General features: G+C 70.2%; 22 protein-coding genes. 7 read left to right on the forward strand and 15 right to left on the reverse strand.

The genetic code is table 11. The annotated features are described in order from the left end of the window. From B043_RS0103120 to dnaX, 3 genes are read right to left on the reverse strand one after another with little or no spacing between them, the layout of a single operon-like run. Positions 1-462, reverse strand: a complete 462-nt coding sequence (locus B043_RS0103120; RefSeq protein WP_018460915.1) for a hypothetical protein — start codon at positions 460-462, stop codon at positions 1-3. A gap of 2 nt (positions 463-464) precedes the next feature. Continuing rightward, on the reverse strand, positions 465-746 hold the full coding sequence (locus B043_RS0103125) for a metal-sensitive transcriptional regulator (protein WP_016328302.1): 282 nt from the start codon (positions 744-746) through the stop codon (positions 465-467). A gap of 7 nt (positions 747-753) precedes the next feature. Beyond that, positions 754-2,349, reverse strand: coding sequence for a DNA polymerase III subunit gamma/tau (gene dnaX, locus B043_RS0103130; protein ID WP_018460916.1), 1,596 nt, complete (start codon positions 2,347-2,349; stop codon positions 754-756). A gap of 19 nt (positions 2,350-2,368) precedes the next feature. Between dnaX and B043_RS0103135 the strand changes: the two genes are divergently transcribed. Both B043_RS0103135 and argB read left to right on the forward strand, forming a co-directional pair. Beyond that, positions 2,369-2,857: a hypothetical protein gene (locus B043_RS0103135; protein ID WP_018460917.1), complete on the forward strand. Its 489-nt coding sequence runs from the start codon at positions 2,369-2,371 to the stop codon at positions 2,855-2,857. Next, positions 2,850-3,617 carry an acetylglutamate kinase gene (argB, locus tag B043_RS0103140; RefSeq protein ID WP_026234104.1) on the forward strand — a complete coding sequence of 256 codons (768 nt, stop codon included), beginning with the start codon at positions 2,850-2,852 and terminating at the stop codon, positions 3,615-3,617. Before B043_RS0103135 ends, argB begins: the two co-directional genes overlap by 8 nt. On the opposite strand, the gene B043_RS0103145 is transcribed toward argB, so the two are convergent. From B043_RS0103145 to B043_RS0103160, 4 genes are read right to left on the reverse strand one after another with little or no spacing between them, the layout of a single operon-like run. After that, positions 3,586-4,083, reverse strand: a complete 498-nt coding sequence (locus tag B043_RS0103145) for a type 1 glutamine amidotransferase domain-containing protein (RefSeq protein WP_018460919.1) — start codon at positions 4,081-4,083, stop codon at positions 3,586-3,588. The genes argB and B043_RS0103145 overlap by 32 nt on opposite strands. After that, positions 4,046-4,516, reverse strand: a complete 471-nt coding sequence (locus B043_RS0103150; protein ID WP_018460920.1) for an NUDIX hydrolase — start codon at positions 4,514-4,516, stop codon at positions 4,046-4,048. The genes B043_RS0103145 and B043_RS0103150 overlap by 38 nt, the downstream gene beginning before the upstream one ends. A 29-nt stretch (positions 4,517-4,545) precedes the next feature. Further along, positions 4,546-5,139: a MazG family protein gene (locus B043_RS0103155; RefSeq protein ID WP_018460921.1), complete on the reverse strand. Its 594-nt coding sequence runs from the start codon at positions 5,137-5,139 to the stop codon at positions 4,546-4,548. Then, positions 5,114-5,557 (reverse strand): hypothetical protein, encoded by a 444-nt coding sequence (locus B043_RS0103160; RefSeq protein WP_018460922.1) that lies wholly within the window; start codon positions 5,555-5,557, stop codon positions 5,114-5,116. Before B043_RS0103160 ends, B043_RS0103155 begins: the two co-directional genes overlap by 26 nt. A gap of 67 nt (positions 5,558-5,624) precedes the next feature. Here B043_RS0103160 and B043_RS0103165 point away from each other — a divergent pair, with 67 nt between their 5' ends. Together B043_RS0103165 and B043_RS0103170 are read left to right on the forward strand one after the other, a co-directional pair. Further along, a complete protein-coding gene (locus B043_RS0103165) occupies positions 5,625-6,044 on the forward strand; it encodes a copper chaperone PCu(A)C (protein ID WP_026234105.1) in 420 nt (139 codons plus the stop codon). Further along, the gene (locus tag B043_RS0103170) at positions 6,041-6,625 is read left to right on the forward strand and encodes an SCO family protein (protein WP_016328311.1); all 585 of its coding nucleotides are present in this window, start codon (positions 6,041-6,043) and stop codon (positions 6,623-6,625) included. Before B043_RS0103165 ends, B043_RS0103170 begins: the two co-directional genes overlap by 4 nt. Here B043_RS0103170 and B043_RS0103175 read toward each other — a convergent pair. After that, positions 6,622-7,413 (reverse strand): ZIP family metal transporter, encoded by a 792-nt coding sequence (locus B043_RS0103175; RefSeq protein ID WP_018460924.1) that lies wholly within the window; start codon positions 7,411-7,413, stop codon positions 6,622-6,624. The two genes, B043_RS0103170 and B043_RS0103175, sit on opposite strands and share 4 nt — an antisense overlap. Before the next feature lie 64 nt (positions 7,414-7,477). Here B043_RS0103175 and prfA point away from each other — a divergent pair, with 64 nt between their 5' ends. The 3 genes from prfA to B043_RS0103190 all read left to right on the forward strand — a co-directional run bounded on the left by prfA (position 7,478) and on the right by B043_RS0103190 (position 10,693). Further along, entirely contained in the window at positions 7,478-8,542 is a 1,065-nt protein-coding gene (gene prfA, locus B043_RS0103180; protein WP_018460925.1) for a peptide chain release factor 1, read from the forward strand. Then, positions 8,542-9,009, forward strand: coding sequence for an NUDIX hydrolase (locus tag B043_RS0103185; RefSeq protein ID WP_016328314.1), 468 nt, complete (start codon positions 8,542-8,544; stop codon positions 9,007-9,009). Before prfA ends, B043_RS0103185 begins: the two co-directional genes overlap by 1 nt. Before the next feature lie 148 nt (positions 9,010-9,157). Continuing rightward, a complete protein-coding gene (locus B043_RS0103190) occupies positions 9,158-10,693 on the forward strand; it encodes a carboxypeptidase M32 (protein WP_016328315.1) in 1,536 nt (511 codons plus the stop codon). Positions 10,694-10,761: 68 nt separating this feature from the next. Here B043_RS0103190 and groL read toward each other — a convergent pair whose 3' ends face one another. The 7 genes from groL to B043_RS0103225 form a co-directional block, all read right to left on the reverse strand. Continuing rightward, positions 10,762-12,393: a chaperonin GroEL gene (groL, locus tag B043_RS0103195; RefSeq protein WP_016328316.1), complete on the reverse strand. Its 1,632-nt coding sequence runs from the start codon at positions 12,391-12,393 to the stop codon at positions 10,762-10,764. 11 nt (positions 12,394-12,404) lie between these two features. Beyond that, complete coding sequence (gene groES / locus B043_RS0103200; protein WP_016328317.1) at positions 12,405-12,707, reverse strand: co-chaperone GroES; 303 nt, start codon at positions 12,705-12,707, stop codon at positions 12,405-12,407. Between the two features lie 98 nt (positions 12,708-12,805). Next, positions 12,806-13,591, reverse strand: a complete 786-nt coding sequence (locus B043_RS0103205; protein WP_016328318.1) for a TrmH family RNA methyltransferase — start codon at positions 13,589-13,591, stop codon at positions 12,806-12,808. Continuing rightward, on the reverse strand, positions 13,566-15,788 hold the full coding sequence (locus B043_RS0103210; RefSeq protein ID WP_018460926.1) for a GNAT family N-acetyltransferase: 2,223 nt from the start codon (positions 15,786-15,788) through the stop codon (positions 13,566-13,568). The genes B043_RS0103205 and B043_RS0103210 overlap by 26 nt, the downstream gene beginning before the upstream one ends. Before the next feature lie 4 nt (positions 15,789-15,792). Further along, positions 15,793-16,872, reverse strand: coding sequence for a DUF58 domain-containing protein (locus tag B043_RS0103215; RefSeq protein WP_018460927.1), 1,080 nt, complete (start codon positions 16,870-16,872; stop codon positions 15,793-15,795). Beyond that, positions 16,869-17,783 (reverse strand): AAA family ATPase, encoded by a 915-nt coding sequence (locus tag B043_RS0103220; protein WP_018460928.1) that lies wholly within the window; start codon positions 17,781-17,783, stop codon positions 16,869-16,871. Before B043_RS0103220 ends, B043_RS0103215 begins: the two co-directional genes overlap by 4 nt. Then, complete coding sequence (locus B043_RS0103225) at positions 17,753-19,030, reverse strand: DUF4129 domain-containing protein (protein ID WP_245538869.1); 1,278 nt, start codon at positions 19,028-19,030, stop codon at positions 17,753-17,755. Before B043_RS0103225 ends, B043_RS0103220 begins: the two co-directional genes overlap by 31 nt. Positions 19,031-19,047 lie beyond the last annotated feature (17 nt).

The following is a 19,047-nucleotide window of genomic DNA, read 5'->3' on the forward strand; positions in this document are numbered from 1 at the left end:
CTACTCCTCCCGGTCGGCCTGGTGGAGCCTCCGGCCCCAGAGGCTTCGGGGGGCATGGTGCTCCAGGACCAGGGCCCGCACCTCGGGGTCTTCCAGGCGCTCGGCCAGGTAGAGGGGGTGGTGGCGGCGCACCTGGAAGGCCCCGAGAAGCCCCCCCCGCACGGGGTAGGGGGGGAGGGGAGGGGCGAAGAGGCCGGTGAGGATCCTTTCCAGGGGGCGGTAGGGCCTCAGGGCCTTGCCCGCGTCGTGGAGGAGGGCCGCCCGGAGGACATAGGGGGGGGCCTCGGGGTGGGCCTTGAGGAGGCGGCGGGCCACCCGCACCCCGTGCTCCCGGTCCCGGGGGTCCATGGCGAGGTAAAGCGCCCGCTCCTCCCCCTTTAGGAGGCTTAGGGCGAAGGCGTCGTCGGGGCGGGCGAGGTGCGGGAAGAAGGCCTTGAGGAGGCGCTTTAGGCGCTTTTTCACCCCTAGACGAACTTCTTCAGCATGTTGGCGATCTCTTCCGGCTTCCTGGGGTCCACCTTCCCCTCGGAGACCTCCGCGGCGCAGACGTTTAAGAACTCGTGCAGGATGAGGGTGGCCGCGGCCTCCATGGCCTTCTTGGTGGCGGTCATCTGGGTCAGGACCTCGTCGCAAGGACGGCCCTCCGCCACCATCTTCTGCAGGCCCCGCACCTGGCCCTCGATGCGCCGTAGCCGCTTGAGGATGTTCTCCACGGTTTCGTTCCCGAGATCGGTGGTCCGGGTCATGGGGGCATTATATACCATTACCCCCTATCTCGTCCTCGCTTAAGGGTTCCTCGGCCTCCTCCGCCCTGGGCTTCCGCACCCAAAGGAGCCTCCCCCCCAGGCGGCGGGCCAGGTGCCGTAGGAGGGTTTCGGGGTCTTCCGGGGCTTCGGGAAGGGGGTCCTTGGCCTCCTCCCTGGGCGGGGGAGGGGGGCTTTGGCTTGGGGGGAGCTCTTCCCTCAGGCCCCGCGGCGGGCTTGCCTTTTTGGTGGATTCAGGGGCGGTCAGGGGGCTTTTTTTTTCCGCCCCTTCCCCTTTCTGGATCTCCAAGGCCCGCACCCCGAAGACCTGGGCGGCCACGGGGAGGAGGGCCGCCCGGTGCTCCAGGGCTTTTTGGTGGTGGAAGGCCTTGGCCTCGGGGAAGCGGAGGTAGAGGGTGTCCCCCTCCAGGGCGATCTCCGCCTCCCGCACGAAGGCCCGGAGGGTGGGCTTTAGGGCGTCCAGGAAGGCCCGCACCGGCGGGGCCTCCTGGGCTGGGGGAGCGGGGTCCTTGGGGGGTTCAAGGGGCCTGGCCTCCGCCTTGGGGGGTGGGGGAGCGGGGGTTCCTTCGGTGCGGAAGGGGAAGCCCGCCTCCAGGAGGACCACCTCGAGGCCCAAGGCGTCCGAGCGGCGGGAAAGCCTTTCTAGCCCCTCGTCCAGGGCCTTCATGGCCGCGATGAGGGCCACCTCGGAGGGGCCTTTACCCCCTTCCACCTTGGCGTAAAGGTGCCCCCGCAGCACCTCCAGAAGCCCCCCCACCAGGCTCCTCGGGGCGAAGCCCTGGGCGTAGAGGGCGCGGGCCAGGGCCAGGGCCCTTCCCGTATCCCCCTGGAAGAGGGCCTCCGCCAGGCCCTCCAGCCCCTCCTTGGGGGGAAGGCCTAAGGCCTCCTCCACCCGGGCCAAGGTGATCTCCTCCAGGAGGAGGAGGCGGTCTAGGAGGCTTTCCGCGTCCCGCATGGCCCCGTCCGCCAGCCGGGCCACGAGCCTCAAGGCCTCCTCCTCCGCCTCCCGGCCCACCTCCTTTAGGATCCGCCGCAGTTTGGCCACGATCTCCTCCTCCTTCAGGCGGCGGAAGCGGAAGTGCTGGGTGCGGGAGAGGATGGTGGGGGGCATGCGTTCGGGCTCGGTGGTGGCGAAGACGAAGAGGACGTGGGGCGGGGGCTCCTCGAGGGTTTTCAGGAGGGCGTTGAAGGCGCTTTTGGAGAGCATGTGGGCCTCGTCCAGGATGAAGACCTTCCTGGGGGCGGAAAGGGGGGCCAGGTGGATCCTCTCCCTCAGCTCCCGCACGTCCTCCACGGAGTTGTTGCTGGCCGCGTCCATCTCCAGGACGTCGGGGTGGCTCCCCTGGGCCACGGCCCGGCAGTGGGAACAGACCCCGCAGGGGCGCTCCCCCCCTCCCGTGCACCCCACGGCCATGGCCAGGAGCCTGGCGGTGGTGGTCTTCCCCACCCCCCGGGGCCCGGAGAAGAGGTAGGCCTGGGCCAGCCGTCCCTCGCGGATGGCCCGCTTCAGGGGCTCCTTCACGTGCTCCTGGCCCACCACCTCCTCAAAGGTGAGGGGGCGGAAGGAGCGGTAGAGGGCGCTCACAAGGGCTAGTATAGAGGGGGTGCGGAGCTTTCTTTCCCTTCACGTGAATGCGCCCTTGGAGGCGGTCCGCCCCTGGGCCGAGGGGCGGACCCTGGGGGCGGGGGTCTACCTCCTCCCCGACCCCCCCTGGACGAGCCTCTACCACGAGGCCCTCGAGGCGGGGGAGGACCCAGAGGCCCTTCGGGCCTTCCTCCAGGACCTCTCCCGTCTAGGCCCCGCCCTGGCCTTTTTGGTGGTGGAGGAGGAGAACCTCCTCTTCCTCCAGGCGGAGGGGGGGCGGGTTCTGGGCGAGATCCGGAAGGGCCCGGAGCTCGGGGAGGCCTTCCTGGCCCCAGGGGGCCTGGAGGGGGTGTTCTCCCGGGCGAAGGCCCTCCCTCCCCTTTCCGCCGCCTTGGCCCTGGCCCAGGCCTTCGGCCTCCATCCGGACCACGCCGCCCTCGGCTTTCTGGACCTCTTGGAGGCGGAGGAGGAAGAGGGGCTTCCTGAGGAGGTGGTCTACCTTGAGTGAACCCCTTTTGGTCAAGGTGGGGGGGAGCCTGAAGGGGGCGGAGGCCCTTTTGGAGGAGCTCGCCTGTTACCCCGGCCCCCTGGTCCTGGTCCACGGGGGCGGGCCCCGCATCGGGGCCTTTTTGGAACGGCTTGGCTTCCCCACCCGCTTTGAGGGGGGCCTGAGGGTCACCCCCCCGGAGCAGATGGAGGCCGTGGAGATGGTCCTCACCCTGGTGGGGAAGGAGCTCGCCCAGGGGCTAAGCCAGAGGGGCCGCCCGGCCCTCGCCCTAAGCGGGCGGGACGCCCTTCTCCTAAGGGGCCGGGCCCTGCCCCACCTGGGGCGGGTGGGGGAGGTGGTGGGGGTGGAGGTGAGGCCCCTGCTTGCCCTCCTCGAGGCCGGCTACACCCCCCTCCTCGCCCCCATCGCCCTGGACGAGGCGGGCCCCTTGAACGTGAACGCGGACACCGCCGCGGGGGCGGTGGCGGGGGCCTTGGGCTGGCCCGTGGTCTTCCTCACCGACGTGGAGGGGGTCTACCGGGACCCCAAGGACCCCGCTAGCCGCCTCCCCCACCTGACCCGGGCGGAGGCCCTGGCCCTGAAGGCGGAAGGGGTCCTCCAGGGGGGGATGATCCCCAAGGTGGAGGCGGCCCTAAAGGCCCTGGAGGCGGGGGCCCCTTGGGCGGCCATCGCCCGGGGGGGGCCTGGGGTGCTTTCGCGGGTCCTTGGGGGAGAGGCGGGGACGCGGTTCACCTTAGAAGCCCCAGGAAGGCCCGCATGAAGCCGGGGAGGTCCTTGGGCCCCTGGGCGGTGACCAGGGCGCCGTCCACCACCACCCCCTCTTCCTGGTAAAGCCCCCCGGCGTTTTCCAGGTCCGCCCGGATGGAGAAAAACCCCGTGACCCTCTTCCCCCGCACGAGCCCCGCGCTGATGAGCACCCAGCCCGCGTGGCAGATGGCCCCCAGGGGCTTTCCCTCCTCCGCCACCCGCCGCACCAGGGCCAGGACCCCCGGGCTTCGGCGCAGGTAGTCGGGGGCGAACCCCCCGGGGATGAGAAGGCCGGAAAGGGGCGGGGCCTTTTCCGCGGCCACCTCCGCCTTCCAGGCGAAGCCCGACTTGGCCTGGTAGGTCCGCTCCTCGGGTCCGATGACCAGGGGGGTGTACCCGGCCTCGAGGACCCGGTAGTAGGGGTAGATGAACTCCCGTTCGTCAAAAAGGTCCGCCAGGAGAATCCCGATGGGCTCCACGCCACACCTCCAGGAACTCCCTCAGGATATTCCCCGTCACCCCCCAGATGTCCACCCCCCGCCAGGGGTAGTGCCAGACCCTGCGCCCAAGCCGCTCCTCGCTCCAGGGCCTGATCAGGAGGAGTTCCTCCAGGGGGGCGAGGAGGAGCTCGGCCACCTCCTTGGGGTTTGGGCGGAGGGGAGGGAGGTCCTCCCGGTAGACCACCACCGGCTGGACCAGGAAGCCCTGGGGGGAGAGGGTGGGGGAGAGGAAGCCCAAAGGCTCCACCCCCCTAAGCCCCACCTCCTCCTCCGCCTCCCTTAGGGCGGCCTCCACCACCCCTTCCCCGGCCTCCACCACCCCCCCGGGGAAGGCCACCTGCCCCGCGTGGGTGGGGAGGTGGGGGCTCCGTCGGGTGAGGAGGAGGTGCGTCCCCAAAAGGGGCACGGCCACCGCGGCGAGCCGGAAGCCCCTAGGGGGCTCTAGCTCCGGCAGGCCCTGAGGGAGCGCCGCCTTAAGGCGCTCTCGGGGTCCAGGCCCTTCTTGGCGAAAAGCCCCACCAGGTTCCAAAGCGCTTCCTCCAGGTCGCCCGCTTCCAGGGCCCTTTTCAGCCCCTCCTCCGAGCCTGGGTCCACGCCCTTTTTCTGGAGCTCGTAGGCCCTAAGGAGGGTGGGCAGGCCCTTGGGCAGGCCGCAGGGGTCCTCCCGCTTGCCCTCCTGGGCCTTCAGGTCCTCCCAGCGGGCCTTCACCTCCTCCGCCGTCTTCGCCTCCCCTTCCCCGAAGACGTGGGGGTGCCGGCGGATGAGCTTTTCCACGATGGCCTTTTCCACGTCGCTGTAGGTGAAGCGGCCCTCCTCCTCGGCGATGACGCTGTGGAAGGCCACCTGGAGGAGGACATCCCCGAGCTCCTCCGCCATGGCCTCGGAATCCCCCGAAAGGAGGGCGTCCGCGGCCTCCGCGGCCTCCTCCAGGAGGTAGGGGACCAGGCTTTCGTGGGTCTGGACCCGGTCCCAGGGGCACCCTCCGGGGCCTCTTAGGCGGCGCATCACCTCAAGCAGGCGTTCCATGCCCCCCATTCTCCCTTAAGAGGAGGGCCCCGAGGAGGGAGAGGCCCACCAAGAGGAGGCTTAAGGGGTCCAGGGGGGCGGGCTCCAGCACCCACCCCCCAGGGCCCGGAGCGGGGAGCCCCGTGGTGCGGGTGAGGAGGAAGAGGAGGAAGAGCGTCCCCGCCAGGTACCGCCCAGCCCGCACCCACCCCGCCCCCAGGCGCACCTCCAGGAGGGGCAGGAGAAGGAGGCTTAGGCCGTAGCCGAGCTCCAGGGCCAGGAGGACCATGAAGAGGAGGCCGTACCAGAAGCCCGGGGTCCTAAGGGCCAAGGCGGGGTCCTTAAGCCGGAAGACCTCCCCGCAAAGCCCGCCGCCCAGGGGGGTATCCCCAAACCCCAGGAGCTGGAGGAAGAAGGGGAGGATGAATAGAAGGGCGGGAAGCCGCATGCCCCAAGCCTACCCCCTCCCAAGAGGGCAGTACAAATGTCCCCCTTCCCCCGGGTACCCTAAGCCCATGCGGCGCCTGGTCTTGCTGATGCCCTTTGTGCTGTTGGCCTTGGCCCAGGTGGAGGTCCTGCCCGGCTGGGTCCGGCTCCTTTCCCCCACGGCCAAGACCACCGCGGCCTACCTCACCCTGGTGAACCGGGGGGATAAGCCCCTCCGCCTCCTCGGGGCGGAAACCCCGGTGGCCGAGCGGGTTTCCCTGCACGAGACCTACCACCTCCAGCGGGAAGGGCAGACGGTGATGGGCATGCGCCCCGTTCCCCACCTGGACCTGCCCCCCGGGGGGCGGGTGGAGCTCAAGCCCGGGGGGTACCACCTCATGTTGGAGGGCCTGAAGCGCCCCCTGGAGGCGGGGGAGAAGGTGGAGCTCACCCTGGTCTTCCAGGGGGGGCTTAGGGTCAAGGTCTTGCTCCCTGTGGAGATGCGATGAAGCGGGTCTTGCCTTTCCTCATCGTGGCCGGGCTTCTCCTCCTGGGGTACCTCCTCCTTCCCAAAGGGGGCCACGCGTTCCACGGCACCCGGCTCCTCAACCCCAAGCCCGTGGACTTCGTCCTGGAGGGGCCGGAAGGCCCGGTGCGCCTTTCCGAGCTTGGGGACAAGCTGGTCCTCCTCTTCTTCGGCTACGTCCACTGCCCCGACGTCTGCCCCACCACCATGCTGGCCCTGAAGCGGGCCTATGAGGGGCTTTCCCCAGGGGAACAGGAAAGGGTACAGGTGATCTTCGTCAGCGTGGACCCCAAGAGGGATTCTCCCCAGGTGGCCGACCAGTACGCCAAGGCCTTTAACCCCCGTTTCCTGGGGCTTTCCGGTAGCGAGGAGGCCGTGCGCCAGACCGCTCAGACCTTTGGGGTCTACTACCAGATAAGCCAGTACCGCTCCCCGGAGGACTACCTGGTGGACCACACGGCCACCACCTTTGTGGTCCAGGGCGGGAAGCTCGTCCTCCTCTTCAGCCCCGACAAGGTGGAGGAGACGGACAAGGTGGTGGCCGATCTCAAGGCGCTCCTTTAGCCCAGGGCCACGTCCAGGGCCATCATGACGGCGAAGCCCAGCATGGCCCCCAAGGTGGAGATGTCCCCGCTTTCCTTCTGGCTTTCCGGGATGACCTCCTCCACGATAACGTAGACCATGGCCCCCGCGGCCAGGGCCATGAAGTAGGGGAGGAGGGCCATCATGTGGGCCACCAGGGCGGCCCCCAGGAGGGCGGCCAGGGGCTCTAGAAGGGCGGAAAGCTGGCCGTAAAACCAGGCCACCCCCGGGCTCACCCCGGCCCGCCTCAGGGGCCAGGCCACCGCCAGGCCCTCGGGGACGTTTTGGATGCCGATCCCCAGGGCCAGGGCGATGGCCCCGCCCAGGGTGGCCGCCCCCGTGGGGTCGGCCCCCACGGCCCCGAAGGCCACCCCCACCGCCAGGCCCTCGGGGAAGTTGTGCAGGGTGATGGCCAGGATGAGCAGGGTGGTGCGCCGCCAGGGGGTCTTGGGGCCCTCCGCGGCCTCCCGGGGCTCGCCCAGGTGGAGGTGGGGCAAGACCGCGTCCAGAAGCCGGATCAGCCCGCCCCCCAGGAGGAAGCCCAGGATGGCGGGCACCAGGGGGTTCATCCCCTGGGCCTCCGCGGCCTCCATGCCGGGGAGGAGGAGGGAGAAGACGCTGGCCGCCAGCATCACCCCAGCGGTAAAGCCCAGCATCCCGTCCAGGAGCTTGCGGCTGGGCTCCTTGGTGAGGAAGACGCTGGCCGCCCCCACCGCGGTGAGGCCCCAGGTGAAGAGCCCCCCGAGGAGGGCGTAGAGGATCGGGTCCATGCCCCTATTTTAGGCAAACCTAAAAACCGGGTAAAGCCCCCTTTGGGGTATCCTGAGGGTAGGTATGCTGGACAAGCTTGCGCGCCTAGAAGAGGAGTACCGGGAGCTGGAAGCGCGCCTGGCGGACCCCGAGGTCCTAAAAGACCCCGCGCGCTACCAGGCCCTTTCCCGGCGGTACGCGGAGATGGGGGAGGTCATCGCCTTGATCCGCGCCTACCGCAAGGTCCTGGAGGACCTGGAGGGGGCGGAAAGCCTCCTCGAGGACCCCGAGCTCAAAGAGGTGGCCAAGGCGGAACGGGAGGCCCTTCTTGCGGAGAAGGCCCGGCTGGAGAAGGAGCTGGAGCGCCACCTGCTCCCCAAGGACCCCTTGGACGAGAAGGACGCCATCCTGGAGATCCGGGCCGGCACCGGGGGGGAGGAGGCGGCCCTTTTTGCCCGGGACCTCTTGGAGATGTACCTTCGCTTTGCCGAGGAGATGGGCTTCCAGACGGAGATCCTGGACTCCAACCCCACCGGCCTTGGCGGGTTTTCCAAGGTGGTGGTGGAGATCCGCGGCCCCGGGGCCTACGGCACCCTGAAGTACGAGAGCGGGGTGCACCGGGTGCAGCGGGTGCCCGCCACCGAGACCCAGGGGCGCATCCACACCTCCACGGCCACGGTGGCCGTCCTGCCCAAGGCGGAGGAGTCCGACTTCCAGCTCAACATGGACGAGATCCGCATTGACGTGATGCGGGCCTCGGGCCCCGGGGGCCAGGGGGTGAACACCACGGATAGCGCCGTGCGGGTGGTCCACCTGCCCACGGGGATCATGGTCACCTGCCAGGACTCCCGCAGCCAGATCAAGAACCGGGAGAAGGCCCTCATGATCCTGCGGAGCCGCCTCCTGGAGATGAAGCGCCAGGAGGAGGCGGAAAAGCTAAGGCAGACCCGGCTGGCCCAGATCGGCACCGGGGAGCGGGCGGAGAAGATCCGCACCTACAACTTCCCCCAGTCCCGGGTCACGGACCACCGCATCGGCTTCACCACCCACGACCTCGAGGGGGTCCTCTCGGGCCGCCTCCAGCCCCTCCTGGAGGCCCTCAAGAAGGCGGACCAGGAGCGCCAGCTGGAGGCCATGACCGAAGCGTGATGCGCCGCGAGATCCTGGTGGTGGCGGCCATCCTCCTGGACCGCCAGGGGCGGGTGCTCCTGGTGGGGAACGACTGGGGGCGGCGGGGCCAGGTGCGCTACACCCTCCCGGGGGGCACGGTGGAGGCGGGGGAGACGGCGCTGGAAGCCCTGGTGCGGGAGGTGCGGGAGGAGACGGGCCTTAGGGTGAAGGCCATAGAGCACCTGGCCTACGTGGTCCAGGTGGAGGACCGGCGCAAGAACGAGCGCACCCTGGCCATGGCCTTCCGGGCCTCCTACGAGGGGCTTTTGAACCCCAAAGACCCCGACGGCCACATCGTGGAGGCCCGCTTTTACGCCCCGGAGGAGGTGGAGGCTAGGCTGAAGGGCCACCTCCCCCTGTTTGAGCCCCTCATGGGCTACCTCAAGGGGGAACGGGGGCGGTTTTACGCCTACGGGGGCTGGGGCGTGCCGGGGGTCAGGGTCTAGGTACCCCGCCGGGGCGTGTGTTTCGCTGGGAGCCCCAAAAGGGGGGGTGGTGGGCGGCGCCCTTCCGCCGCGTGGGGGGGTTGGGAGGGTAGGCCCCTTTGGGGGGAAGGTTAGGGTCCTCGAGGGGCCCCTCTGGTAGGATGGCTCCGTGAAACCGGAAGACGCCTATCAGGCCCTCCTCACCTGGCACAAGGAGACCGCCTACCTGGCCTCCTTGGGGGCCCTGGCCGCCTGGGACCAGCGGACCATGATCCCCAAGAAGGGCCACGAGCACCGGGCCCGGCAGATGGCCGCCCTGGCCCGCCTCCTCCACCAGCGCTCCACCGACCCCCGCGTCGGGGAGTGGCTGGAGAAGGTGGAGGGAAGCCCCCTGGTCCAGGACCCCCTCTCCGACCCGGCGGTGAACGTGCGGGAGTGGCGCCAGGCCTACGAGAGGATGCGGGCCATCCCCGAAAGGCTTGCGGTGGAGCTCGCCGAGGCGGAGAGCGAGGCGGAAAGCTTCTGGGAGGAGGCCCGGCCCAGGGACGACTGGCAGGGCTTTCTGCCCTACCTCCGCCGGGTCTTTAGCCTCACCAAGGAGAAGGCGGAGGTCCTCTTCGCCCTCCCCCCCGCCCCCGGGGACCCCCCTTACGGGGAGCTTTACGATGCCCTCCTGGACGGGTACGAGCCGGGGATGCGGGTTCGGGAGTTAGAACCCCTTTTCCGGGAGCTGGAGGGGGGGCTAAGGGGGCTTCTGGACCGCATCCTGGGAAGCCCCAGGCGCCCCGACACCGCCCTCCTCCACCGCCCCTACCCCAAGGAGGCCCAGCGGGCCTTCGCCCTGGAGCTCCTGGAGGCCTGCGGCTACGACCTCGAGGCCGGCCGCCTGGACCCCACCGCCCACCCCTTTGAGATCGCCATCGGCCCCGGGGACGTGCGCATCACCACCCGCTACTTTGAGGACTTCTTCAACGCGGGGATTTTCGGCACCCTGCACGAGATGGGCCACGCCCTCTACGAGCAGGGCCTGCCCAAGGCGCACTGGGGCACCCCCCGGGGGGAGGCGGTCTCCTTGGGGGTCCACGAGTCCCAAAGCCGCACCTGGGAGAACCTGGTGGGCCGCTCCCGGGGCTTCTGGGAGCGGTTCTTCCCCCGGGCCAAGGAGGTCTTCGCTAGCCTGGCGGACGTTTCTCTGGACCAGTTCCACTTCGCCATCAACGCGGTGGAGCCATCCCTCATCCGGGTGGAGGCGGACGAGGTCACTTACAACCTCCACATCCTGGTGCGGCTGGAGCTGGAGCTGGCCCTTTTCCGGGGGGAGCTCGCCCTGGAGGACCTCCCCGGGGCCTGGGCGGAAAAGTACCGGGCCTACCTAGGCGTGGCCCCCAAGGACTACAAGGACGGGGTTATGCAGGACGTGCACTGGTCCGGGGGGCTTTTCGGCTACTTCCCCACCTACACCCTGGGGAACCTCTACGCCGCCCAGTTCTTCAAGAAGGCCGAGGCCGACCTCGGCCCCCTGGAGCCCCTGTTCGCCCGGGGGGAGTTCCGGCCCTTTTTGGACTGGACCCGCAGGAACATCCACCAGGAGGGGAGCCGCCTCCGCCCCCGGGCCCTGGTGGAAAAGGTCACCGGGGAACCCCCTTCCGCCCGGGCCTTCCTGGACTACCTCGAGGCCAAGTACCGCGCCCTCTACGGCCTTTAGTCTTTGGGCCCCTCGGCGGGGCATAAAAAACCCCCCGGGAACTTCCCGGGGGGTTAGCCTTCTAGGCCTTAGAAGTCCATGTCCCCGGCGCCCGCGGGGGCAGGGGTGGACTCCTTCTTCTCGGGCTTCTCCGCCACCACCGCCTCGGTGGTGAGGATGAGGGCGCCGATGGAGGAGGCGTTCTGCAGGGCGGAGCGGGTCACCTTGGCGGGGTCCACGATGCCCGCCTCCACCATGTCCACGAACTCCCCGGTGGCGGCGTTGAAGCCGTAGCGGGGGTTCTTGGTCTCGGAGAGGATCTTCTGCACGATGACGGAGCCCTCGTAACCGGCGTTCTCCGCGATCTGGCGGGCGGGCTCCTCCAGGGCCCGGCGCACGATCTTGGCCCCGGTGGCCTCGTCCCCCTCCAGCTTGGCGATGAGCTCCTCCACCGCGCTGATGGCCCGAAGGAGGGTCACGCCGCCGCCGGGGACGATGCCCTCCTCCACCGCGGCCCGGGTGGCGGAGAGGGCGTCCTCAAAGCGGTGCTTCTTCTCCTTGAGCTCGGTCTCGGTGGCCGCGCCCACCCGGATCACCGCCACGCCGCCCGCCAGCTTGGCCAGCCGCTCCTGGAGCTTCTCCTTGGCGTACTCGCTGTCGGTGGTCTCCAGCTCCTTCTTGATGCCGTTGATGCGGGCCTCGATGTCCTCCTTCTTGCCCTTGCCGCCCACGATGGTGGTCTCGTCCTTGGTGATCCGCACCCGCTCGGCCCGGCCCAGCATGGAGAGGGTGGCGTTCTCCAGCTTGAAGCCGAGCTCCTCGGAGATCACCGTGCCGCCGGTGACCGCGGCGATGTCCTTGAGCATCTCCTTGCGGCGGTCACCGAAGCCGGGGGCCTTCACCGCGGCCACGTTCAGCGTGCCCCGGAGCTTGTTCACCACCAGGGTGGCGAGGGCCTCGCCCTCCACGTCCTCGGCGATCAGGAGGAGGGGCTTGCCTGTCTGGGCCACCTGCTCCAGGACGGGCAGGAGCTCGCGCACGTTGGAGACCTTCTTCTCCACGATGAGGATGAAGGCGTCCTCCAGGACCGCCTCCATGGCCTCGGGGTTGGTGACGAAGTAGGGGGAGATGTACCCCTTGTCAAACTGGTACCCCTCCACGAACTTCAGCTCGGTCTCCAGGCTCTTGGACTCCTCAACGGTGATGATCCCCTCCTTGCCCACCTTCTCCATGGCGTCGGCGATGAGCTTGCCCACGTCGGGGTCGTTGGCGGAGATGGTGGCCACCTCCTCGATGGCCTTCCGGTCCTCCACGGGGATGGCCAAGGAGCGGATCTTCTCCACCGCGGCCTCCACGGCCTTCTCAATGCCCCGCTTGAGGGCCAGGGGGTTGGCCCCCGCGGCCACGTTCTTCAGGCCCTCCCGCACGATGGCCTGGGCCAGGACGGTGGCGGTGGTGGTGCCGTCGCCGGCCACGTCGTTGGTCTTGGAGGCCACCTCCTTGAGGAGCTGGGCCCCGATGTTCTCCAGGTGGTTCTCCAGCTCGATCTCCTTGGCCACCGTCACCCCGTCTTTGGTGATGGTGGGGGAGCCGAACTTCTTCTCCAGGACCACGTTCCGGCCCCGGGGGCCCAGGGTCACCTTCACCGCATCGGCCACCGCGTTGACGCCGCGCTCCAGCGCCCGGCGCGCCGCCTCGTCAAACACCAGGATCTTCGCCATGCCTCACCTCCTTAGGAAAGGACCGCCAAGAGGTCCCGCTCGGAGAGGATCACGTACTCCTCGCCGTCAATCTCGATCTCCGTGCCGCCGTACTTGGCGAAGACCACGATGTCCCCCTCCTTGACCTCGAGGGGCACCTTCTGGCCGTTCTCCAGGACGCGGCCCGTGCCCACCGCGATCACCTTGCCCTTCTGGGGCTTCTCCTTGGCGGTGTCGGGCAGGACGATGCCGCCCTTGGTCTTGGGCTCCTCTTCAATCCGCTTGACCACCACGCGGTCGCCTAGGGGTTTGATCACGGTCTTCACCTCCGCCATACCCACTCCCTCCTTTGACGCTCAAAGGGTGAGAGTGTCAAGCCAAGGGTCATTATTCCGGAGCCCCTTAGGGTCTGTCAAGGGGGTTGAGGCTTCCCTTATAAACCCCGCTGCCTTAAGGCTTCGTAGAGGAGGAGGGCCGCGGCCACGGAGACGTTGAGGCTGTCCGCCACGCCCCGCATGGGGATCCGCACCCGCGCCCTTGCCCCCTCCAGCCAGGCCTCGCCTAGGCCCCGGTCCTCCGACCCCACCAGGAAGGCCACCCCGCCCCGGTAGTCCTCCTCCCAGTAAAGCCGCTCCCCCCTGGGGCTTGCGGCCACGGTCTTCAGGCCCCGTTCCCTTAAGAACCGGGCCAGCTCCTCCTCGGAAACCGGGAGGACGGGGAGGTGGAAGAGGACCCCGGTGGCGTTGTGGACCACCTGGGGGCTATAGGGGTCCACCCCCCCGGCCACCAGGACCAGGTGGGCCCCGGCCGCGTCCGCGCTCCTCAGGATGGCCCCCAGGTTCCCCGGCTTCTCCACCCCGATGGCCGCCAGGACCAGGGGGTTTTCGGGCAGGCGCACCTCGGAAAGGCGCCTTTGGGGGATGGGGAAGGCGGCCAGGACCTGGGCGGGGTTTTCCCGGGTGGAAACCCGCTCCAAGGCCCTTTGGGAGAGGAGGAGGACCTCCTCCGCCTCCCCCATGAGGGCCTTCCCCTCCGGCCCCGCCTGGGGGCCGAGGACCAGGACCTTGGGCCTAAGCCCCGCGGAAAGGGCCCGCTCCACTTCCCTCAGGCCCTCCACCAGGAAAAGGCCCTGCTCCTTTCGGCCCCGCCGCTCTTTGAGCTCGGCCAGGGCCTTCACCCGGGGGTTCTTGGGGCTAGCGATTTCTAAGACGGAGGGCATACTGGGCGATCCTGGGACCCTTAAGCTCGAGGTCCACGCGCTCCACCTCCGGGAGCTCTTCCAAAAGCCGGGAGAGGCGGAGGAGGATCTCCCGGTAAGGGCCGGGGTCCACCCCCGCGGCCTTGAGGGGCCCAAGGAGCTCCTCCGCGTCCTTTTCCGTAAGGGGGGAGAGGCGCTGGCCCAGGGGCTGGTCCCCCAGGGGCGTGGGGAGGAGGAGGGTGAGGACGGGGCCGAAGAGGGGGTGGGGCTCCGCCCTGAGCTTCAGGTGGAGGCCCTCCCCTTCCCCCAAGGGGAGGCCGAAGGCCTTTAGGAGCTCCCCTTCCGCCAAGGGGCCTTCCAGGAGCTTCCGGGCCCGTTCCACCTGGAGGTCCGGGAAGTCGGGGAAGTGGAGGGGCTCGGCCCGCCAGCGGGCGTACCCCCAGGCCCGGGCCAGGGCGATGGCCGCGGACTCGGGGAAGCGGTAGAGGGGGATCTCCCCCTGAACCCGGGCCCGGATGCCCGCCTCCCCCATGACGCAGGCCATGAGGAGCTTCTCCCCCCCCTGGGCCTGGAAGAGGGGCCTTAGGGCCTCCTCCCCCGAGGCGAAGCCCATGGGCACGTGGAGGAGGAAGACCGTGCCCGCCTCCGAGGAAAGGGCCTCGGCCACCGCCTTTTCGTAGTCCTCCCCTTTGGCGGTGGAGCCCAGGTCCACGACCTCCACGGAAAGCCCCCCCTCCTTTAGGGCCTCCAGGGCCAGGTTGGAGGGCCCGGAGGCGTTGGCGATGAGGCGGACCCGCTCGTTTCTGGGGAGTTTCCCCGAGGCCAGGAGGGCGGCCACGTCAAAGGCCTCCTCGAGGCTGTTGGCCCGGATCACCCCCGCCTGGGCGAAGAGGGCCCGCACCAGGGGGTCGCGGGAGGGGTGGACGGCCAGGATGGGCTTCTTCTTCCCGATCCGCCGGGCCAGGCGGGAGAAGCGCCGGGGGTTCCCGAAGCTTTCCAGGTAGAGGAGGATGAGGCCCGTGCGCTCGTCCTCCTCCCAGAACTGGAGGAGGTCGTTGGAGGAGACGTCCGCCTTGGCCCCTAAGGAGACGAAGGCGGACACCCCAAGCCCCATCCCCTCCGCGTAGGCCATGACCGCCCGCCCCAGGGTGCCGGACTGGCTGGAGATGGCAAGCCCCCCCGCTTTGGGCAGGGGGACGAGCCCCGCGGCCAGCCGCACCTCGGGGTGGGTGTGGACGAGGCCCAAGGAGCCCGGCCCCAAGAGGCGCATCCCGTGCCGCCGGGCGAGCTCCGAAAGCTCCGCCCCCTCCTTTGGGCTGAAGCCGGTGGTGAGGACGATGGCCGCCCGCACCCCCCGCCTGCCCGCAGCCCTGAGGGCGGAGGCCACCCGCTCCTTGGGCACCGCGATCACCGCCAGGTCCACGGGGAGGGGGAGGCTTTCCAGGTTGGGGTAGGCGAGCAGGGGCCCCACCGTGCCCCCGGGTCCGATGGCCTCGTTCACCGGGAAGACCGGCCCCTGGAAGCGGCCTAAGACCAGGTGCTCCAGCACCCGGTAGCCGATGCTTTCGGGGTCGCGGCTCGCCCCCACCACCGCCACCCCCCGGGGGAAGAAGAAGGGGTGGAGGCTGGCGATGGTGGAGACCTTCTCCCGCCACTCAAAGCGCTCCGCCGCTTTCTCCTCCATGAGGATGGGGAAGCGCACCTCCACCTCCCCCCCCTCCCGGTGGGCCTCCACCTGGAAGCCGCTTTCCTGGAAAACGGAGAGCATCTTCTGGTTCTCCGCCAGGGTGAAGGCCTGGAAGAGGCGCACCCCCCTTTTGGCGGCGATGAGGGCGAGCCTCTCCAGGAGGAGGGTGCCGAGGCCCTTCCCCTGGTAGGCCTCGTCCACCAGGAAGGCCACCTCCGCCTTGTCCTCCCCCTTCCCCCGCACGTACTCCCCCGTGGCCACGATCCTGGGGGGGTCCCCGGCCAGGACGATGAGGGTCACCTTCTCCTCGTCGGGGCGGGCGGAGAGGAGGAGCTCCGCGGCCTTCTCGGGGCTGATGGGGGAGAAGAAGCGCATCCTTAGGGTTTCCGGGGAGAGCCGGCTTAGGAACTCCACGAAAAGGGGTTTGTCCTTGGGGGTGGCCCGGCGGAGGAGGGCGGTGCGGCCGTCCTTGAGGAGGACGGGGCCCTCCTCGAGGCCGTGCTGGGGGGTGGGCGGGGGCACGTAGCCCATGCCCCTATTCTCCCCCAAAGCGCAGGGGTTCGTGCCCCCGCACCACCTGGAGGCGGAGGCCGTGGGCCAGGAGGACCCCTTTGAGCGCCAGGGCCCGCTGGAGCCCCGGGGGGACGCCGAAGGCCTTCCGCCCCCTCTCCCCCGGGAAGAGGAAATAGCCCTCGGGGAGGAGGAGGAGAAGCCCCTCCCGGGCCCTTTTGGCCCCCTTGAGGGCCCCTTCCAGGAAGGCCCGTTCCGCGGCCTGGGTGATCAGGAGGTAGGTGCTCCCCGGGGGCGCGGGGGGCGGGGGGGTGGGGGTGGGGCTTGGGGCGAAGCGGGCGAGGAGGGCGAGGGCCCTTTGGAGGTGGGCCCGGCCCCGGCCCAGGGGAAGCCTCCCCCCTCCCAGGGAAAGCCCGAAGGCCATCCCCTCCCGCTCCGCCTGGAGGAGGAGCCAGGCGGCCAGGCTCGCCGCGTGGTCCGGGTAGGCGGGGTGGAGGCTTTGGCCGTCCAGGTGGAGGAAAAGGGCCCCCTGCATCCTGCGCTCGGGCTCCCGCACCAAGGGCTCCCCCCGGCGCAAGGTGGCCTTCCGGGCAAGAAGCCTCGGGGGGTCCCCGGGCCGGTAGGGGCGGAGGCCTTTGGCCTCCAGGGGGTCGGGAAGACCCCTTGGGGTCCTTAGGCCTTCCAGGAAGAAGCCAGGGGCGGGGCGGAAAGGGGGGAGGGGCCTCAGGGCAGGGTAGACCAGGGCCTCCCCCAAGGGGAGGAGGAGGGTCCTTCGGGGGAGGCCCAGGAGGCCCGTGGCCTCGAGGCCCAAGGCCAGGGCGTGGGCCCCCCGGCGGCGAAGGCGGTAGGGGAGGGGGAGGGTGAGGCGGTGCCGCCCCCAGGCCAGGCCCCCTAGGCGTAAAGGCGGGGTGCCGAGGGGGGCACAAGGGGGCACCTCCCCCCGGAGGAGGACCGGCAGGGGGGCGAGGAGCTCCACCTCCACCCGTGCCTCCCCCTCCGCCCCGGGGAAGCCCACGGGAAGCCCCACCCCTTGGGCCCGAGCCCGGAGGAGGCTTGGGGCGAGGAAAAGGGCAAAGAGGAGGGCGAGGAGAAGGAGAAGGCTCACGCCGCTTCCACCGGAACGGGCACCGCCCTAAGGGCCTCCTCCACCAGGCCCTCGGGGGTCAGGCCGGAAAGCTCCGCCTCCAGCCTCAGGAGGAGGCGGTGGGGGATGGCCGCCCGGAAGGCCCGCTGCAGGTCCTCGGGGACCAGGTAGGCCCGCCCCTCCAGGAGGGCGAGGCCCTGGGCCAGCCGCTCCACCTGGAGAAGGGCCCGGGGCGAGGGGCCAAGCCGCACCTCCCCCCGTCCCCTGAGCCAGGCGGAAAGGGCCAGGAGGTAGTCCAAAAGCTCCTCCGAAACCCTCACCTCCGCCACCCGCCGCCTTAGGTCTAGGATCTCCTCCGCCCCCGCCACGGGGGTGAGGCCCTCCAGGGGGTCCTTGCCCCTAAGGGCCTTGAGCAGGGCCTTTTCGTCCGGGTAGCCCAGGGCCAGCCGGGCGGCGAAGCGGTCCCGCTGGGCCACGGGGAGGGGAAAGGTGCCCTCCTCCTCCACCGGGTTCTGGGTGGCCAGGACGAAGAAGGGCTTCGGGAGGGGGTGGGTCTTCCCCTCCAGGGTCACCTGCCCCTCGGCCATGGCCTCCAGGAGGGCGGACTGGGTCCTGGGGGTGGCCCGGTTGAGCTCGTCCACCAGGAGGACCTGGGCGAAGAGGGGGCCCTTTTCCCAGACCAGGCTCCCTTCCCGAAGGAGGTAGGTCCCCGTGAGGTCCTGGGGCAGGAGGTCGGGGGTCATCTGGATGCGGCCGAAGGCCAGGCCCAAGGCGCGGGCCAGGGCCTTGGCGAAGGTGGTCTTGCCGGTGCCCGGCACGTCCTCCAGGAGGAGGTGCCCCCCCGAGAGGAGGGCGGCGAGGGCGAGCTTGAGGGTCTCCTCCCCTACGAGGACCCGCCCGGCTAGGCTTTCCCGGACCCGTTCGTAGAACATACGCTCAGGATACCCTTCAAGGCTTCTTCCGCTTCCCCGGCGCATTCTTCCCCCACCTCTCCCCCGTAGCGCACGGGGAGGTAAAGCCCGGTGAGCCGGGCCAGGTCCGGGGCCACTTCCGGAAGCGCCCGGGCTATACGGGCCTGGTAGGCCAAGGGGCCCTCAAAGGGGAAGCGGGGAAGCCCTTCCGCCTTCAGGGCCTTCAAGGCCAGGGCGTAGGCCCGGCGCACCCGGTCTTGGGGCAGGGCCTCCCTTTGGGGAATCCCTCCTCTCCCCCTCTTTTCCTCCTTTTCCCCTCCCGCCTCCTTCCCCCTGGCCCGCCAGGCGAAAAGGAGGAGGAGGGCGAGGAGGGCCAGGGTGAGGGAGGCGGAAAGGGCGGCCAGAGCCACCCCCGCCTCCCCCAGGGCCCGGGGGCCGGGCTCCACCCTGGGGGGTTCCCCGGCCTCGAGGCCCCCCAGGCCCCCCAACGCGCTCCCCCCTCCCGCCCCGCCCTCACCCCCCAGGCTTCCCAAAAAGGCGAAGAGCCCCAGGAGGGCGGGCAGGGCGAGGAGGAGGGGGAGGAGGTGGACCCCCCTTAGGGCTGGCCCCCGCCCCCTCCCGAGGAGGAGGGCCCCGGTGAGGAGCAGGAGGAGGAGGGCGAGGGGCAGGGCGTACCCCAGGGCCCGGTCCAGGAGGGGCACCCAGGGGGGGAAGCCCCCTTCCGGCGGGGCGTAGACCACCCCGCCTTCGCCGGGGAGGCCTGGGGGCCTTGGGGCTAAAGGGGTAGGGCGGGGAAGGGCGGGGAGGGGGAGGGCGGGCCAGGGGAGGTGGGCGAGGGCTAGGCCCATGGCCCCGAAAAGGAGGGGCAGGAGGGCCCCCAAGGGGCTTAAGAACCCCCGCTGCCCCGCGAGGGCCAGGAGGTGGAGGCCGTGGAAGGCCCCGAAGAGGCCCAGGCCCGCCGCCCCTAAGGGGAGGGCCGGGGGGAGGAGGAAAAAGCTCGCCCAAAGCCCCTCCCTCCGGTCCAGGTAGAGCCCCAAGAGGAGAAGGCCCAGGCTGGTCTTGGCCCAAAGGAGGGGCCAGCCCGCCCCGGGGGCGTGGAGGAAGCCCGGCAGGAAGGCGAGCCAGAGGAAGCCCCCCGGGTAAAGCCTCTTTCCGAAGAGGAGGAGGCCAAGCCCGAGGGCGAGGGGAAACGCCCCCAGGCCGAGCCCCAGGGCCAGGATTCCCCCGCCCAGGGCGAGGGCGAACGCCCGGAGGAGCTGGGGACCCACGGCCTTAAGGATAAAGG

The sequence above is a fragment of the Thermus oshimai DSM 12092 genome (assembly GCF_000373145.1).
Classification (GTDB): domain Bacteria; phylum Deinococcota; class Deinococci; order Deinococcales; family Thermaceae; genus Thermus; species Thermus oshimai.

What these genes read in the sequence shown, in the direction of transcription:
- B043_RS0103205 (WP_016328318.1), bottom strand. Translation starts at nt 13,591, where the DNA reads ATGCCCTCCGTCTTAGAAATCGCTAGCCCCAAGAACCCCCGGGTGAAG.
- B043_RS0103170 (WP_016328311.1), top strand. Translation starts at nt 6,041, where the DNA reads ATGAAGCGGGTCTTGCCTTTCCTCATCGTGGCCGGGCTTCTCCTCCTG.
- B043_RS0103125 (WP_016328302.1), bottom strand. Translation starts at nt 746, where the DNA reads ATGACCCGGACCACCGATCTCGGGAACGAAACCGTGGAGAACATCCTC.
- groL (WP_016328316.1), bottom strand. Translation starts at nt 12,393, where the DNA reads ATGGCGAAGATCCTGGTGTTTGACGAGGCGGCGCGCCGGGCGCTGGAG.
- B043_RS0103185 (WP_016328314.1), top strand. Translation starts at nt 8,542, where the DNA reads ATGCGCCGCGAGATCCTGGTGGTGGCGGCCATCCTCCTGGACCGCCAG.
- B043_RS0103175 (WP_018460924.1), bottom strand. Translation starts at nt 7,413, where the DNA reads ATGGACCCGATCCTCTACGCCCTCCTCGGGGGGCTCTTCACCTGGGGC.
- B043_RS0103155 (WP_018460921.1), bottom strand. Translation starts at nt 5,139, where the DNA reads ATGGGGGGCATGGAACGCCTGCTTGAGGTGATGCGCCGCCTAAGAGGC.
- groES (WP_016328317.1), bottom strand. Translation starts at nt 12,707, where the DNA reads ATGGCGGAGGTGAAGACCGTGATCAAACCCCTAGGCGACCGCGTGGTG.
- prfA (WP_018460925.1), top strand. Translation starts at nt 7,478, where the DNA reads ATGCTGGACAAGCTTGCGCGCCTAGAAGAGGAGTACCGGGAGCTGGAA.
- B043_RS0103220 (WP_018460928.1), bottom strand. Translation starts at nt 17,783, where the DNA reads ATGTTCTACGAACGGGTCCGGGAAAGCCTAGCCGGGCGGGTCCTCGTA.
- B043_RS0103160 (WP_018460922.1), bottom strand. Translation starts at nt 5,557, where the DNA reads ATGCGGCTTCCCGCCCTTCTATTCATCCTCCCCTTCTTCCTCCAGCTC.
- B043_RS0103210 (WP_018460926.1), bottom strand. Translation starts at nt 15,788, where the DNA reads ATGGGCTACGTGCCCCCGCCCACCCCCCAGCACGGCCTCGAGGAGGGC.
- B043_RS0103165 (WP_026234105.1), top strand. Translation starts at nt 5,625, where the DNA reads ATGCGGCGCCTGGTCTTGCTGATGCCCTTTGTGCTGTTGGCCTTGGCC.